The organism is Pseudomonas sp. FSL R10-2964 (assembly GCF_009600035.1).
Taxonomy (GTDB): Bacteria; Pseudomonadota; Gammaproteobacteria; order Pseudomonadales; family Pseudomonadaceae; genus Aquipseudomonas; species Aquipseudomonas bubulae.
In genome coordinates, this window is record NZ_WIWH01000008.1 from 1 (window position 1) to 16,855 (window position 16,855).

A 16,855-nucleotide genomic window follows, 5' to 3' on the forward strand; every position below is an offset into this window, starting at 1 on the left:
AGTCGGTTAGAATACCGGCCTGTCACGCCGGGGGTCGCGGGTTCGAGTCCCGTCCGCTGCGCCATATTCTGAACACAGGCCCCTTGAACGCTTGTGATCAACAAAAAAGCCTGCTTAGTGCAGGATTTTTTGTGCGCGGGTGTTTTGTGGTGTGTGGGGTTTAGAAATCCCAGCGCGTGGTCACCATCACATTGCGAGGGTCACCGTAGTACGACGAGTTATAAAAACCGATATTGGTGTAATACGACTTGTCGAATGCGTTGTTCAGATTGACCGTGGCCGACAGGTTTTTCGAAATCTGATAGCGCGCCATCAGATCAACCAGCCAGTATGGGTCCTGGGAGAATTTTTCCACGGTGCCGCCCTTGTTCCAGTTGGTCAGCATCTGCCAGCCGGTGCTCTGCCAGCGAACGCCGCCGCCCAGGGTCAGTTTGTCCAGATCGCCGGTCAGCTTGTAGCTGGTGTACAGGTTGATCTGGTCTTCCGGTTCCCAGGTCGAGACCTTTGTGCCGCCCTGGTCACGGCTGACCTTGTGGGTGTACCCCGCCTGCAATTGCCAGCCTGGCATCAGCTCACCGGAGATCTCTGCTTCGTAACCCTTGGTCGTGGCCTTGATACCTTTGTAGGCGTAGTCGATGTCCGGGTTGGTCGGATTGCCGTTGTAGGCCATGTCTGCTTCAGGACGGTTGTCCTGATGCACTTCAAAGTAGGCCAGGCTTGAATTCAGGCGGCCATCAAAGAACTCGCCTTTCAGCCCCAGCTCGTAGTTGGTGCCTTCATCCGGCTCAAGCATCTTGTTGTCGCGATCGCGGTAATACGACTGCGGCAGGAAAATCTCTGTGTAGCTGGTATAGGCCGAAATATTGTCATTGATGTCGTAGATCAGGGCTGCGTAGGGCAGCACTTTGCCCGTGTCCTTGGCCTGGCTGGTGCCGGTCAGGGTGTAATTGGCCACCCGGGTGCCCAGCATCAGTTTGAGGTCGTCGGTCAGGCTGAAGCGGCCGGTCACGTAGGTACCGGTCTGGCGTGTTGTTTCATCGTTGTATGAAGTGACATTGCCCCAGTCCGGCTCAAGGCTGTTGCCTTTCCAGTTGTAGTAGTCGTAGGCGTTGTTGACCATATTGGCATTGGTATAGTCCTTGCCAGTCCAGTGCGATTTGGACACCGAGCCACCGACGACCAGTTCATGTTCGCGCCCCAGCAGGCTGAACGGACCGGTGGCAAACAGGTCACCGCTGTCGCTGACATATTCGCCGGTGTATTTGCGGGCGAGCATTTTTGCCAGCCCGGTAGTGGCGTCCGGGTCAAGCAGGGCGCCCAGCGGGGCGTTATAGCCGTTGATCTGGTGGTTGTACTGGCCTTTGACTACCCAGCCGTTGGCAAAGTTGTGTTCCAGGGTTGAGAACACCGTGCGGGTGTATTGCTCCCAACTGCTCCATTTGGCGCCATTGTTGAATGAGCGCGGGGTGCTGATCCGGTCACCTTTGGAATTGAACAGTGATGCGCTGCCTGACCAGCTGGAACCTTTGGGGTTGTTGTCCTGATAATCGGCACCCAGGGTCAGCAGGGTGTCGGGGCTCAGATCCACTTCAAGAATGCCGTAGTAAACCTCGCTGTCACGCTTGTAGTGATCCATGAATGAGTGCTTGTCCTGGTAAGCCGCCACGGCCCGGCCACGCACATTGCCGCTCTCGGTTAATGGCCCGCTGACATCGATTTCGGAGCGGTAGTTTTCCCAGGAGCCTGCGCCCACATCGATATGGGCCTTGAATTCGCGGGTCGGTTTTTTGCGCACCATATTGATGGTACCGCCCGGTCCGCCAGCGCCGGTGAGCAGGCCGGTTGCGCCTTTCAGGATTTCGACCCGGTCATAGATGGCGGTGTCAGTCAGGGTGTGCCCGGCCGAGTACTGCGGGTCTTGCAAGATGGGGATGCCGTCGTACTGGAAGTTCTTGATCGCAAAACCACGGGAGTAATAGCTGGTGCGATCGCTGTCATAGGTGGCCACGGTGATGCCGGGGGTGTGGCGCATCACGTCATCGATGGAGTTCATGCCGAAATCGTCCATGGCCTGGCGGGTCACCACGGAAATGGACTGGGGGGTTTCCCTTGGCGTCAGTACCATGCGTGTTGCTGTCGCGATGGAGCCGGGGGTGTAGGAGCCGGTGCCTTCGGTGATAGTCCCGAGCTGGTTGGCGCTGACCTGGGTGGCGCCCAACTCCAGTGCGCCGCCTGCCGCGGGCAGGGCGTCGAGCCTGTAGCCGTTGGCGCCTTTGACCATGGTATAGCCGCTGCCCCGCAACAAGGCTTCGAATCCGTCATGTTCGTTGTAGGCACCCTGCAGGCCCGGAGTCGACAGGCCTTCCAGGTTGCTCGACTGAAAAATGATCGCCACGCCGGCTTGTTGCGCGAAGCGGTTCAGTGCGTTGCTCAGCGGACCTGCGGGTATGTCGTAGCTCTGTACGGCTGCAGTTTGTGCCTGGGCAGTGGCGGCGTATGCCACGCCAGCCGCCGACGCAACGATCAAGTGAATCGCCAGCGCAAGGGGTTTGTAGGAGGTCAGCATGGAAGACGTAGTCCTTTATGAGTCGTTGTTACCTACCTTGACGGCTGACTCGACAAAAGCGGAACGAATGGGAATTATTATTTTTCAGGGGTGTGCAACTGGCTGATCACAACCAGCCAGGGTGTGTAGGTTTTGATCTGCAGGGGCAAGGTGTCGGCGATCAGTTGCAACGCCCGGTCGGTATCGTCCAGAGGCAGTACAGCCGAGACGCGCAGGCCGGCCAGGGTGTTGCGATCAAACTGCAGGTGCCCGCGTCGATGGCGGGAAATTTCATCAAGCACCTGAGGCAGCGGCTGATCTTCAACCACCAGTTGATGGCGCTCCCAAGCCTGATCGATGCTGGCCGGGGAGATGCTGCCAGCCAGTTCGACCGAGCCCTGGCGAATCAGCGCCCGGGAGCCTGCACTCACCTCCAGGGTTTGCTGCTCGTTCGCGCTTTGCGCGGCGACGCGAGACTGCAACATGCTCAATACGGTGGTGTCACCCTGGCGCTTGACTACAAAGCGGGTGCCCATGGCGCGCATGCTGCCTTGGGCTGTTTCCACGAAAAATGGCCGGGCGCTGTCATGGGCGACGTCGACCAGTACTTCACCTTGCAGTAGTTCAATGCGCCGCGCCTGGCCGTCAAAATGTACATTGAGCGCGCTGGTGCCGCTGAGGGTAATGCTCGAGTTGTCGGCCAGGCGCTGTGTTTTCCAGTCATTGGGGCCGGTGCTGATATCGGCCAGCCATTGCTCGGGATAATGGCTTTGCACCAGCAGGGTGGCCGGCAGGGCCAGGCAGCCGGCAATCAGCAGGGCGCGCAAGGCATGTTTGCGTCGGGTGACTGCCTTGCGCCCGGCAAATGCGGCATTGAGCGCTGCCTTGGCTGGCGTCGACTGCTGGCGCAACGCCTGTAGGCGGTTGATGACATCTTGCATGCGCCGGGCTGCGGCGGCGTTTTGCGGGCTTTGCTGTTTCCAGCGCTCGAATTCCAGGCGCAAGCCCTCGCTGAAGCCTTCCTCGTGCAGGCGAAGGATCCATTCGGCGGCTTGTTCGTCTATTGAATCGGGCTGTTCGGGCATGCGGGCTCAGGTGTTCAGGCTGTGGCTGCAATGCAGCAGGGCCTGGATAAGGTACTTGCGCACGGTGCGGTCAGACAGGCCCAGTTGCCGGGCGATTTGGCACTGGGTCAGGCCGTCCAGGTAATACAGCACAAAGGCCTGGCGGGCTTTGTCCTGCATGCCTTCGAGAATAAAGGCGATCTGCTCCAGGGCTTCCAGGGTGGTAAGAATTTGCTCGGGTGATTGATAGCCTTCGAGTGCCTCGGCGGTCAGCGCAAGTTCTTGCAAGTAGGCGTTTTCTATCTGTTTGCGGCGCACCTGATCGATGATCAGGCGGCGTGCCGTGGTGCTCAAAAAGGCCCGGGGCTCGCGCAGGGTGGCTACCGACTCGCGGGCATTGAGAATTCGGGCGAAGGTGTCCTGGGCCAGATCGGCGGCATTTTGCGCGCAACCGAGCTTTCTGCGTAGCCAGCCAAACAGCCAGCCGTGATGCTCGCAGTACAGTTCGGTAATAGCGCTCTGGTAGGACGGTTCACCCGAAGACATAGGACGCTGCCTAAATGTTATTGAGAATAATTACCAATTCTCAACGAAAGTCCGGGGTAAACGCAAGGCGGGCGATGAAATGTAACGGTCACTTGCAACTGTGGGAGCGGGCTTGCTCGCGATGGGATCGCCTCGGTGTGGCAGGTACACCGCGTTGTATCCATCGCGAGCAAGCCCGCTCCCACAGAGTGTGGAGGCGGGTGTTTTAGTTCTTCGCGATCAAATTGCCGGCATGCAGCCCGCATTCTTTTTGCGTGGCGTCTTCCCACCACCAGCGGCCTTCGCGCTCGTGCTGGTTGGGCAGTACCGGACGGGTGCAGGGCTCGCAGCCGATGCTGATAAAGCCGCGTTCATGCAGGCTGTTGTAAGGCAGCTCCAGCATGCGGATATAGCCCCAGACTTCCTCGCTGGTCATTTGTGCCAACGGGTTGAACTTGTACAGCGTGCGCTCGGGTGTAGAGAACGCGCCGTCAATTTCCAGGGCGGCAACCTGGCTGCGGGTGCCGGGGCTCTGGTCGCGGCGCTGGCCGGTGGCCCAGGCCTTGACCGTCGACAGCTTGCGTCGCAGCGGCTCGATCTTGCGTATGCCGCAGCATTCGCCATGGCCGTCTTTATAGAAGCTGAACAGGCCTTTCTCTTTGACGAAGGGTTCGAGCTTGCTTTGATCCGGCGAGATCAGCTCGATCTGGATCTTGTAATGTTCACGTACCTGTTCGATAAACCGGTAGGTCTCGGGGTGCAGGCGGCCGGTGTCGAGGCTGAACACCTTGACGTTCTTGTTGAGCTTCCAGGCCATGTCCACCAGCACCACGTCTTCGGCGCCGCTGAAGGAGATCCAGAGTTCGTCGCCAAAATGTTCAAAGGCAAGTTTGAGAATATCTTGCGGGGACTTGCTGGCGTATGTCGCGGCGAGTTCGGCGACGTCAAACGGATGGCTCATCAGGCGGCTTCCTGCAGTGAATGGCGCTGGGCGCTCTCTAGTCTCGTGATCTTATCAAAAAGCGCGGGCTACAGGGTTTGCAGCGTATCGAGCAGTACCTTCACTTTGGTGATGGATTCCTGGTATTCATCCTGCCAGTCGGAGTCGGCCACAATGCCGCCGCCGCCCCAGCAACTGATGCGCCCGTCCTTGACCAGCAGGCTGCGGATGGCGATGGAGCTGTCCATTTCGCCACGCACGTCGAGGTACAGCAGAGAGCCGCAGTAAATGCTGCGTCGGGTGGGTTCCAGCTCGTCGATGATCTGCATGGCGCGGATTTTCGGGGCGCCGGTAATCGAGCCGCCCGGAAAGCTGTCGCCAATCAGGTCCAGGGCGTCTTTGCCATCGGCCAGTTCGCCGATCACGCTGCTCACCAGGTGATGGACGTTGGGATAGCTTTCGAGTGTAAACAACTGCGGCACGCTCACCGAACCGGTGCGGCAGGTGCGCCCCAGGTCGTTGCGCAGCAAATCGACGATCATCAGGTTTTCTGCGCGATCCTTGGGGCTGGCCAGCAGTTCGGCGGCGTTGGCTGCATCTTCGCGGCTGTCTTTGCCCCTTGGGCGGGTGCCTTTGATCGGTCGGGTTTCCACTTGATTCTGACTTATCCGTACAAAGCGCTCAGGAGAGAGGCTCAGGATCGCGTTGTCGCCCGCCAGGCTCATAAAGCCGGAAAAAGGTGTGGGGCAGGCCGCGCGCAATGCGCCATAGGCACTCCAGGCATCGCCCTCGCACTGGCCGCTGAAGCGCTGGGTGTAATTGACCTGATAGCAGTCGCCCGCCTGGATATACCGATGGATCTGTTCCAGAGCCTGCTGGTACTGGCTGGCGCTGATATCCGGTTGCATCGGTTGCTTGAGATTGAATGGCTTGTTGTGCGACGGGGCAGGCTGGCTGAACAACTGGATCAGGCGCTGGCGCTCTGCTGTTTCGAGGCTTGGGTGAAATACAAGCTGGCTGGTGGCTGCATAATGGTCACTGATCAGCGCCCAGGCATACAGGCCCAATTGCGCTTCGGGCAGGTGCAGGTCATCCCGGGCGTTGGCGGGCAGCTGTTCGAGTTGTCGGCCAAAGTCGTAACTCAGGTAACCGATCAGACCGCCAGCAAACGGCAGTTCGTATTCGTCCGGGAGGCTGGCAGCGCCCAGTTGCTTGAGGCCTTCACGCAGGCGTTGCAGAAAGTCGCGCCCCGACTCGTCTGGCTGCAGGGTCAGTTCTGCCTCAGGCCATGCGCTCATCAGGTCAAAGCGACCACGGTCTGCAGTGGGGCGGCCACTGTCGAGCAGCACGGCGCCGGGTGCATTGCGAATGGCCGAAAAATAGTCGGCAGGGTTGGCGAGGTAAGGCAGCGGGTGTACGGAGCAGGTCAACATGCGCAGCAAATCAGCCATCGGAGCGGGGGGGGGCTGATTGTAGTCCTGTGCAGGGTTGCAAATCTATGCGGCTTGTGGGGACTGCGAGAACTGTGGGAGCGGGCTTGCTCGCGATAGAAGCGACGCGGTTTAGCAGGTAAAACGCGTTGATAGCATCGCGAGCAAGCCCGCTCCCAAAGGTGTGAAAACGCTTATTCGGGCGGGTGAATATGGCCGAATAGTTCCTGGGCAAAGCGCACGCGCTCTTCCGGTGTTTCCTTGATGCCTTTGGCGGCCAGTTCTTCGAGGTGGGCCTCGACTGCGTGGGTGCGCAGGGTCAGGCCGCAATCGTTGGCAATCTGGATATTCAGGCCCGGACGGGCGTTGAGTTCCAGAATCAGCGGGCCTTTATCCTGATCGAGAACCATGTCCACGCCTATGTAGCCCAGGCCGCATAACTCGTAGCAACCGGCCGCCAGCTTCATGAAACCGTCCCAGTTGGGCAGTTGCACGCCGTCCACCGCGTTGGTGGTGTCGGGGTGCTTGCTGATGATGTTGTTCAGCCAGGTGCCACGCAGGGTCAGGCCGGTGGCCAGGTCGACGCCAACACCGATGGCGCCCTGGTGCAGGTTGGCCTTGCCGCCCGATTGCCGGGTAGGCAGGCGCAGCATGGCCATTACCGGGTAACCCATCAGCACGATGATGCGGATATCCGGCACGCCTTCGTAGCTGATGCTTTTGAAGATCTGGTCCGGGGTTACCCGGTATTCGATCAATGCCCGGTCCCGGTGACCACCCAGGGAGTACAGGCCGGTGAGGATGCTGGAAATCTGATGTTCGATCTCTTCATGGCTGATGATCTTGCCCGAGACGGTACGGAAGCGGTCTTCGAAGCGGTCCGCGATCACCAGAATGCCGTCACCGCCCGCGCCTTGTGCGGGCTTGATCACGAAGTCGTTGCGGTCACCGATGATGTCATCCAGCTTTTCGATTTCTTTCTCGGTGGAAATCACGCCGTACATCTCAGGTACGTGAATACCCGCTTTGATTGCACGTTCCTTGGTGATGATCTTGTCATCCACAATCGGATACAGGCTGCGTTTGTTGTACTTGAGTACGTAGTCCGCATTGCGCCGATTAATGCCCATGATGCCCCGGGCTTCCAGGGCCTTCCAGGTCTTCCAGAAGCCGAACATCAGGAGTCAGCCTTCAAGAATGCTTTGAAACGCACCAGTTCGGTCAGGCGGTAGCCACGATAGCGACCCATTGCCAGCATGAAGCCCACCATGATCAGCAGGATCGCCGGGAAGGTGAACACGAAGTACACCAGTTCCGGCACGCTCATGACCAGATACGCCAGGGTGGCTGCGAACAGGGTGCCGATCGCGACCTTCATGGCATGCCCGCCACCGCGCTCTTCCCAGGTGATCGACAGGCGCTCGATGGTCATCGTCAGAATCACCATCGGGAACAAGGCGACTGAAAGCCCGCGCTCCAGACCCAGCTTGTGGCTGAACAGGCTGATGGCCGCGATCAGGATAACGACAAAGGTCAGTACTACAGACAGGCGTGGCAGCATCTGCAGCTTCAAGTGTTCAAGGTAGGAACGTAGCGTCAGCCCAAGTGCGGTGATCACCGTAAAGAGGATGATGCCGAAGCCCAGTTGGGTCTCACGGAAGGCCAGGGCAATCAGTACCGGGGTGAATGTGCCCAGGGTTTGCAGGCCGATCAGGTTGCGCAGAATCAGGATCACCAGTACCCCGATCGGGATCATGACCATGATCATGAAGGTTTGCTGGGTCTGCAGCGGCAAGCCGTACAGTGAGTATTCGAGGAAGTTGGCGTCGGTGTTTTCGTCGGTCAGCTTGGCCAGGCGAATGGCGTTCATTTCGCTGTTGTTCAGGCTGAAGGTAACGTTGGCTTTTTTGCCGCCATCGACGGTTACCATCGGTTCGTCGCCGATCCACCACAGCAGGCGGTCGGATGGCAGGCCCTGTTCGCCGGTTTCCGGGTTGAAGTACAGCCAGTCGTTGCCGTTAAAGCTGCGCAGCCACAGTTCCGGGGTTTGCGGCTGATCGGCTACCAGGCGGATGGTGTGGACTTTTTCCATTGGAACGTGGGCAATCGACAGCAGCAGCTCGATGATTTGTGCCTTGTGCGCAGTCGAAGGATCACCCGCCAGCAGCAGTTTCACGTTGTCATCATTGGCATTGCTGACGCGCTTGATGGTTTCGCTGATAAAGGTTTCGACATCGGCCGAGTGCTGGCGGATAGGTGCAAGCAAGGCTTCGGCGGCGATTTTTTCCGGGCCTTCCACGGCGATGCTGTCGCGGAACACCGGGCCTTTGACCTTGGTCTTGTCGCCCGAGTAGCGCTTGGTCAACACCAGGCGGTAGTACAGGGTTTGCTTGCCACTGACCCGGCGTGCCGACCAGGTGACCTTGCGGTTGCCGTCAACCCGGTTGACGCTCACCCCGTAGTTGTTGGAGATAAAGCTCTCGTTGAGGCTGACGTAGTCGCGGTTAAGCGGCGGCACGAACATCTGGATCTTGACCGGGTCTTTGGAGCTGGCGACGAACTCGACCTTGGCGTCGATATTCCACAAGTCGTCCGTGGCGTCTTCGGTCACAGGAATGCCGAGGACGAAAATCTGATAGGCCGTAATCGAAATGCCCAGCACCACAAGGATGGTGATCAATATTTTCAGGTGAAGGGTAAGAGCGCGCATTTCAATTACTCTGCGGTTTGAGCGTTGGCGACGCAGGCAGGTTTGCCAGCAGCGTATTTAAGGCTTGGGTCGACCAGCGCATCAAAGCGTTTGAGCGCTTCGGAGCCAATCAACAGCGGGTATTGGAACGCACTTCTATCGGTCAAGTTCACTTCGATGGTGCGTAAAGCCTTGCCCATGCAGATTTCCAGGGAAATAACCGGGCGCGAGGTGTAGTTTTTGTCGGACTCAGGATCGTAATCACCCGAGCGTCGCTTGATCTTGCTGACACGGGCCAGCGGGCGTTCGATGGGGTGCGAGTGGGCATCATCGATGGCCAGGTAAAAGCGTACCCAGCTCTCGCCATCACGCTTGAAGCGCTTGATATCTCGGGCGCTGAGCGAGGCGGTCTTGGCGCCGGTGTCGAGTTTGGCCGCCACCTGCAGGTCGATACCTGCCAGTTCAGCGTATTCGTTGAGGCCGTACACGGTTTTTTCGCCAGCCAGGCTCAGGCCGGGTATGCACAGCAGGAAGGCGAGGATATAGAGGGGAAGCAATTTCATAAATCGAAGCACGTCTCTTGCAATCTTCAGTTCAAGGCGACTGGCAGGAGCGCAAGTTTCCTCGTGCGGCTGCCCTATGGATGAGGGCAGGGCGGATGCGGTCGGCATTCTAACATGATGGTTTTATGGCGCCAGCGCCGAGGCGCTTGCAAGCGGCGATCAACCCTGTCGATACAACCAAGGTCGTATTATTGGATTGTCGACAATGTCGATTTATTCTTTGACTATCAGGGCTGAAATAGCTAATTTCAGCACTATTGATTTTCAAGGTGTCGACAATATGCTGCAAGCACTGGAACCTGCCACGATCGCCCAGGACGACTCGGAAACCCTTTCCGAGAACGTTTTTCGGCGCATTCAGGCGGCTATTGTCAAAGGCGAAATCGCCCCGGGAAGCAAGATCTCCGAGCCCGAACTGGCGCGCACCTACGGCATCAGCCGCGGGCCATTGCGCGAAGCCATCCATCGCCTTGAAGGCCAGCGTTTGTTGGTGCGCGTCCCCCATGTCGGGGCGCGGGTCGTGTCGCTGAGCCATGCCGAGCTGATCGAACTCTACGAAATTCGCGAGTCCCTGGAAGGCATGGCCTGCCGCCTGGCCGCCGAACGCATGAGTGACGAAGACATCGCCGAGCTACGCCAGGTGCTCGAAACCCATGAGCGCGATGAGGCGTTTCAGGCGGGCGTCGGTTACTACCAGCAAGAAGGCGACTTCGATTTTCATTACAAAATTATTCAGGGCAGTGGCAATCGCACCCTGACGCAAATGCTCTGTGGCGAGTTGTACCAGTTGGTGCGCATGTACCGCATCCAGTTTTCCGCCACGCCCAACCGCCCACATCAGGCGTTTGCCGAGCATCACCGGATTCTCGATGCCATTGCCGATCGCGACGGCGAACTGGCCGAATTGTTGATGCGCCGACATATCGGCGCATCTAAACGCAATATTGCCCGTCATTACCAAGACGGTGCCCAGCAGACAGCCACTCCACGAGGTGAGTCATGAGCAATAAGAACAGTCCAGGCCAGCGTTTCCGTGATGCAGTTGCAAGCGAACATCCTTTGCAAGTGGTGGGTGCGATCAACGCCAATCATGCGCTGCTGGCCAAGCGTGCGGGTTTCAAGGCCATCTATCTATCGGGTGGAGGCGTCGCAGCCGGGTCGCTGGGCGTACCTGATCTGGGTATTACGGGTCTGGACGATGTACTGACTGATGTACGACGCATTACCGATGTATGTGATCTGCCATTGCTGGTGGACGTGGATACCGGCTTCGGCTCTTCGTTTTTCAACGTGTCCCGCACGGTCAAGTCGATGATCAAGTTCGGCGCTGCGGCGATTCACATTGAAGACCAGGTAGGCGCCAAGCGTTGCGGTCATCGCCCGAACAAGGAAATCGTTTCGCTGCAGGAAATGGTCGACCGCATCAAGGCCGCCGTCGATGCGCGTACCGATGACAGCTTCGTGATCATGGCGCGAACCGATGCGCTGGCGGTGGAAGGGCTTGAGTCAGCCCTGGAACGTGCCGCGGCCTGTGTTGAAGCGGGGGCTGACATGGTGTTCCCGGAAGCCATTACCGAGCTTGAGATGTACAAACTGTTTGCCAACCGGGTCAAAGCCCCGATCCTGGCCAATATCACCGAATTCGGTGCCACGCCGCTGTACACCACCGAGCAACTGGCCGGTGCTGACGTATCGCTGGTGCTGTATCCGCTGTCGGCATTCCGGGCCATGAACAAGGCGGCCGAAAACGTCTACACCGCGATCCGCCGCGACGGCACCCAGCAAAACGTGATCGACAGCATGCAAACCCGCATGGAACTTTACGATGCCATCAACTACCACGAGTTCGAGCAGAAGCTCGATGCGTTGTTTGCCGCGAAGAAGTAACAGAACACTGTGACTCTGTGGGCGCGGGCTTGCTCGCGATAGGGTCACCGCAGTGATTCAGGCAAACCGTGTTGCCTGAATCGCGAGCAGGCTCGCTCCCACACAGGTATGTATTGAACCCAGTAGTTGCCGAATCCCTAACAAATTCAAGATTGGAGAAGCGCAATGGCCGAAGCAAAAGTATTGAGTGGTGCCGGACTACGCGGCCAGGTGGCCGGGCAAACGGCCCTGTCCACCGTAGGCCAGGAAGGCGCAGGCCTCACTTATCGTGGTTATGACGTACGTGAACTGGCGGCCGAAGCACGCTTTGAAGAAGTGGCTTACCTGCTGTTATATGGCGAACTGCCGACCAAGACCCAACTGGCTGCCTACACGGCCAAGCTGCAAAAGCTGCGCGATCTGCCCCAGGCATTGAAAGAAGTGCTGGAGCGCATTCCCGCCGACGCCCACCCGATGGACGTGATGCGCACCGGTTGCTCGTTCCTGGGCAATATCGAGCCGGAGAAAGACTTCGCCGAGCAACAGGACAAGACCGACCGCCTGCTGGCCGCCTTCCCGGCGATCATGTGCTACTGGTATCGCTTCAGCCATGACGGCAAGCGCATTCACTGCGTAACCGACGAAGAGTCGATCGGCGGCCACTTCCTGCACTTGCTGCACGACAAAAAACCGAGCGAGTTGCACGTCAAGGTGATGAACGTGTCACTGATCCTTTACGCCGAGCACGAGTTCAACGCTTCGACCTTTACTGCCCGTGTTTGTGCCTCGACCTTGTCCGACCTGTATTCATGCATCACTGCAGCGATCGGCTCGCTGCGCGGCCCGCTGCACGGCGGCGCCAACGAGGCGGCGATGGAAATGATCGAACGCTTCGACTCGGCAGAAGAGGCGGTGCAAGGCACCCTCGGCATGCTGGCGCGCAAGGACAAGATCATGGGCTTTGGCCATGCGATCTACAAAGACAGCGACCCGCGTAACGAAGTGATCAAGGGCTGGTCGAAAAAACTCGCCGACGAAGTGGGCGACACCGTGTTGTTCCCGGTCTCCGAAGCGATCGACAAAACCATGTGGGAACAAAAGAAGCTGTTCCCCAACGCCGATTTCTACCATGCCTCGGCGTATCACTTCATGGGTATCCCGACCAAGCTGTTTACCCCGATCTTTGTCTGCTCACGCCTGACCGGCTGGGCGGCGCATGTGTTCGAGCAGCGTGCCAACAACCGCATCATCCGTCCGAGCGCCGAATACATCGGCGTAGAACAGCGCAAGTTCGTGCCAATCGAACGTCGCTGAGTGAGGCCACTGGCTCCCGCTGAAGGTGGGAGCCGGTTCCCTCTTTTGTAACTACCGTGATCGAGTCCTGCGCCAATGAATACTGAATTTCGCAAAACATTACCGGGCACCCGGCTGGATTATTTCGACACCCGTGCGGCCGTCGATGCGATCAAGCCCGGTGCGTACGACACATTGCCTTACACCTCCCGCGTACTGGCCGAAAACCTGGTACGCCGCTGTGATCCTGCCACCCTGAATGCATCGCTGAGCCAGTTGATCGATCGCAAGCGCGATCTCGACTTTCCGTGGTTCCCGGCGCGTGTGGTGTGCCACGACATTCTCGGCCAGACCGCGCTGGTCGACCTCGCCGGCCTGCGTGACGCCATCGCCCAGCAGGGTGGTGACCCGGCCCAGGTCAATCCGGTAGTGCCGACCCAACTGATCGTCGACCACTCGCTGGCGGTGGAATGCGGCGGCTACGACCCCGAGGCATTTGAAAAGAACCGCGCCATCGAGGACCGTCGCAACGAAGACCGCTTCCACTTTATCGAATGGACCAAAAAAGCCTTTAAAAACGTTGATGTGATCCCGCCGGGCAACGGCATCATGCACCAGATCAACCTGGAGAAAATGTCTCCGGTGATCCAGGTGCGCGACGGTGTGGCCTTCCCTGATACCTGCGTAGGCACTGACAGCCACACCCCTCACGTGGATTCGCTGGGCGTGATCGCCATTGGTGTCGGTGGTCTTGAGGCCGAAAGCGTGATGCTTGGCCGTGCCTCGTGGATGCGCCTGCCGGAAATCGTCGGCGTCGAACTGACCGGCAAGCTGCAACCGGGCATTACCGCCACCGATATGGTGCTGGCGCTCACCGAGTTCCTGCGCAAGCAGAAAGTGGTCGGTGCCTGGCTGGAGTTCTTCGGTGAAGGTGCCGCAGCGCTGACCCTGGGCGACCGTGCCACCATTTCCAACATGGCTCCTGAATACGGCGCCACGGCTGCGATGTTTTACATCGACCAGCAAACCATTGACTACCTCAAGCTGACTGGTCGTGAAGATCAGCAAGTGCAACTGGTGGAGAACTACGCCAGGGTCAGCGGCCTTTGGGCCGACAGCCTGAAGGGTGCGCAGTACGAGCGCAGCCTGAGCTTTGACCTGTCGTCGGTAGTGCGCAACATGGCCGGACCGAGCAACCCCCACGCCCGTGTGGCCACCACTGATCTGGCGGCCAAAGGCATCGCCGGTCAATGGGACGAAGTGCCGGGGCAAATGCCCGACGGCGCGGTCATCATCGCGGCGATCACCAGCTGCACCAATACCAGCAACCCGCGCAACGTGATCGCTGCGGGCTTGATGGCGCGCAATGCCAACCAGCTTGGCCTGAGCCGCAAACCGTGGGTCAAAACCTCGCTGGCGCCGGGCTCCAAAACCGTGGCCCTGTATCTGGACGAAGCCGGTTTGACCCATGAACTGGAGAAACTGGGGTTTGGCGTGGTGGCATTTGCCTGCACCACCTGCAACGGTATGTCCGGTGCCCTGGACCCGGCCATCCAGCAGGAAATCATCGACCGCGACCTGTACGCCACGGCTGTACTGTCGGGCAACCGCAACTTTGACGGGCGTATTCACCCTTACGCCAAACAGGCGTTTCTCGCCTCGCCGCCGCTGGTGGTGGCCTACGCGATTGCCGGCACTATCCGCTTCGATATCGAGAAAGATGTATTGGGCCTGGACGCCAATGGCAAGGAAATCCGCCTGAAAGACATCTGGCCGAGCGATGAAGAAATCGACGCTGTGGTCAAGGCCGCCGTGAAGCCGGAGCAGTTCCGCCAGGTGTATATCCCGATGTTCGCCATTCATGAAGACACCGGCCCGAAAGTCGAGCCGCTGTATGACTGGCGCCCGCAGAGCACGTACATCCGCCGTCCGCCGTACTGGGAAGGTGCGTTGGCCGGGGCTCGTCCGCTCAAGGGCATGCGCCCGCTGGCGGTACTGCCGGACAACATCACCACAGACCACTTGTCGCCGTCCAACGCCATCATGCTCGACAGCGCCGCAGGCGAATATCTGGCGAAAATGGGCTTGCCGGAAGTCGACTTCAACTCATACGCAACGCACCGCGGCGACCACCTGACGGCCCAGCGCGCGACCTTCGCCAACCCGAAACTGTTCAACGAAATGGTGATCGAGGACGGCAAGGTCAAACAGGGCTCCCTGACTCGCCTTGAGCCCGAAGGGCAGGTGATGCGCATGTGGGAAGCCATCGAAACCTACATGGAACGCAAGCAGCCGTTGATCATTATCGCGGGCGCCGATTACGGTCAGGGTTCGTCCCGTGACTGGGCGGCCAAAGGGGTGCGCCTGGCAGGGGTCGAGGCCATTGCGGCCGAGGGCTTTGAGCGTATTCACCGTACCAACCTGGTGGGCATGGGCGTGTTGCCACTGGAATTTTTGCCGGGCACCAACCGCAAAACCCTGCAAATCGACGGCAGTGAAACCTACGACGTGATCGGCGAACGCACCCCGCGTGCCACGCTGACCCTGGTGATCACCCGCAAAAATGGTGAGCGCCTGGAAGTGCCGGTGACCTGCCGCCTGGATACTGCGGAAGAAGTCTCGATCTACGAAGCAGGCGGCGTGTTGCAGCGTTTTGCCCAGGACTTCCTGGAATCGGCGACAGCCTAACCCCAGCGCCGGGGCCACGAGCCCCGGCTACTACAGGACTCAGTGATATGGTCTACGCAGCGCAAATCAGAATTCCCGCGACCTATATGCGTGGCGGCACCAGTAAAGGCGTGTTCTTCAGTCTGCTGGACCTTCCCGCCGTGGCTCAGGTACCGGGTGCCGCCCGTGATGCCTTGTTGTTGCGCGTGATCGGTAGCCCAGACCCTTACGAAAAACAGATCGACGGCATGGGCGCGGCCACTTCCAGCACCAGCAAAACCGTGATCGTCAGCAAAAGCCTGCGTGCGGATCATGATGTCGATTACCTGTTCGGTCAGGTCGCGATCGACAAGCCCTTTGTGGACTGGAGCGGCAACTGCGGCAACCTGTCTGCGGCGGTCGGGTCGTTCGCGGTCAGCAGCGGCCTGGTGGATACCGCTCGTATCCCCCGCAATGGTACGGCGGTGGTACGTATCTGGCAGGCCAATATTGGCAAGACCATCATTGCCCATGTGCCGATCACCGACGGTGCGGTACAGGAAACCGGCGATTTTGAACTCGACGGCGTGACCTTCCCGGCCGCAGAAGTGCAGTTGGAATTTATCAGCCCGGCAGCGGATGAAGAGGGGGCAGGCGGTTCGATGTTTCCAACCGGTAACCTGGTGGACGACCTCGAAGTACCGGGTGTCGGCACCTTGAACGTGACCATGATCAATGCCGGGATTCCGACGATTTTCGTCAATGCGCGGGATATCGGTTACAGCGGTGCAGAGCTGCAGAGCGACATCAACAGCGACCCTAAAGCCCTGGCCATGTTCGAAACTATCCGTGCTCACGGTGCGTTGCGCATGGGCCTGATAGACAAGCTTGAAGACGCGGCCAAGCGTCAGCACACGCCCAAGGTCGCCTTTGTTGCCGGGCCTGCGGACTACGTGTCATCCAGCGGCAAGCCGGTCAGTGCTCAGAGTGTGGATTTGCTGGTGCGGGCCTTGTCGATGGGCAAGTTGCACCACGCCATGATGGGCACCGCTGCGGTGGCCATCGGTACGGCTGCGGCGATCCCGGGCACGCTGGTCAACCTGGCGGCCGGTGGTGAACAGCGCGATGCCGTGCGCTTTGGCCATCCCTCGGGCACCTTGCGCGTGGGTGCCGAAGCCCGGCAGGTTGACGGCGAATGGACCGTGACCAAAGCCATCATGAGCCGCAGTGCGCGGGTACTGATGGAAGGCTGGGTGCGGGTGCCGGGTGATTCTTTTTGATCGGGTGAACCCTT

Annotated in this window: 13 protein-coding genes; 5 read left to right on the forward strand and 8 right to left on the reverse strand. The window is 59.2% G+C overall.

Going from position 1 to position 16,855, the window contains the following annotated elements:
• Positions 1–160 precede the first annotated feature (160 nt).
• The 8 genes from GHN92_RS06145 to GHN92_RS06180 form a co-directional block, all read right to left on the reverse strand.
• A complete protein-coding gene (locus GHN92_RS06145; RefSeq protein ID WP_095039431.1) occupies positions 161–2,566 on the reverse strand; it encodes a TonB-dependent siderophore receptor in 2,406 nt (801 codons plus the stop codon).
• A gap of 77 nt (positions 2,567–2,643) precedes the next feature.
• Complete coding sequence (locus tag GHN92_RS06150; protein ID WP_153379712.1) at positions 2,644–3,630, reverse strand: FecR family protein; 987 nt, start codon at positions 3,628–3,630, stop codon at positions 2,644–2,646.
• A 6-nt stretch (positions 3,631–3,636) separates the two neighbouring features.
• Entirely contained in the window at positions 3,637–4,155 is a 519-nt protein-coding gene (locus GHN92_RS06155) for a sigma-70 family RNA polymerase sigma factor (RefSeq protein ID WP_095003108.1), read from the reverse strand.
• Positions 4,156–4,360: 205 nt separating this feature from the next.
• Positions 4,361–5,095 (reverse strand): phosphoadenylyl-sulfate reductase, encoded by a 735-nt coding sequence (locus GHN92_RS06160; protein WP_153379714.1) that lies wholly within the window; start codon positions 5,093–5,095, stop codon positions 4,361–4,363.
• A 68-nt stretch (positions 5,096–5,163) separates the two neighbouring features.
• Positions 5,164–6,507: an aminodeoxychorismate synthase component I gene (pabB, locus tag GHN92_RS06165; protein WP_095021024.1), complete on the reverse strand. Its 1,344-nt coding sequence runs from the start codon at positions 6,505–6,507 to the stop codon at positions 5,164–5,166.
• Between the two features lie 191 nt (positions 6,508–6,698).
• On the reverse strand, positions 6,699–7,682 hold the full coding sequence (locus GHN92_RS06170) for an alpha-L-glutamate ligase-like protein (protein WP_095003110.1): 984 nt from the start codon (positions 7,680–7,682) through the stop codon (positions 6,699–6,701).
• Complete coding sequence (locus GHN92_RS06175; RefSeq protein ID WP_095003111.1) at positions 7,682–9,214, reverse strand: inactive transglutaminase family protein; 1,533 nt, start codon at positions 9,212–9,214, stop codon at positions 7,682–7,684. The genes GHN92_RS06170 and GHN92_RS06175 overlap by 1 nt, the downstream gene beginning before the upstream one ends.
• Positions 9,215–9,219: 5 nt before the next feature.
• A complete protein-coding gene (locus tag GHN92_RS06180; RefSeq protein ID WP_095003112.1) occupies positions 9,220–9,756 on the reverse strand; it encodes an ATP-dependent zinc protease in 537 nt (178 codons plus the stop codon).
• Between the two features lie 280 nt (positions 9,757–10,036).
• Here GHN92_RS06180 and GHN92_RS06185 point away from each other — a divergent pair, with 280 nt between their 5' ends.
• From GHN92_RS06185 to prpF, 5 genes are all read left to right on the forward strand, one after another.
• Entirely contained in the window at positions 10,037–10,759 is a 723-nt protein-coding gene (locus tag GHN92_RS06185) for a GntR family transcriptional regulator (protein WP_095003169.1), read from the forward strand.
• Complete coding sequence (gene prpB / locus GHN92_RS06190) at positions 10,756–11,643, forward strand: methylisocitrate lyase (protein ID WP_133144869.1); 888 nt, start codon at positions 10,756–10,758, stop codon at positions 11,641–11,643. Before GHN92_RS06185 ends, prpB begins: the two co-directional genes overlap by 4 nt.
• 165 nt (positions 11,644–11,808) lie before the next feature.
• The gene (gene prpC / locus GHN92_RS06195) at positions 11,809–12,936 is read left to right on the forward strand and encodes a 2-methylcitrate synthase (RefSeq protein WP_133144870.1); all 1,128 of its coding nucleotides are present in this window, start codon (positions 11,809–11,811) and stop codon (positions 12,934–12,936) included.
• A gap of 75 nt (positions 12,937–13,011) precedes the next feature.
• A complete protein-coding gene (acnD, locus tag GHN92_RS06200; RefSeq protein ID WP_095003114.1) occupies positions 13,012–15,603 on the forward strand; it encodes a Fe/S-dependent 2-methylisocitrate dehydratase AcnD in 2,592 nt (863 codons plus the stop codon).
• A 47-nt stretch (positions 15,604–15,650) separates the two neighbouring features.
• Positions 15,651–16,841 carry a 2-methylaconitate cis-trans isomerase PrpF gene (prpF, locus tag GHN92_RS06205; protein ID WP_133144871.1) on the forward strand — a complete coding sequence of 397 codons (1,191 nt, stop codon included), beginning with the start codon at positions 15,651–15,653 and terminating at the stop codon, positions 16,839–16,841.
• The last annotated feature ends 14 nt before the right edge of the window (positions 16,842–16,855 follow it).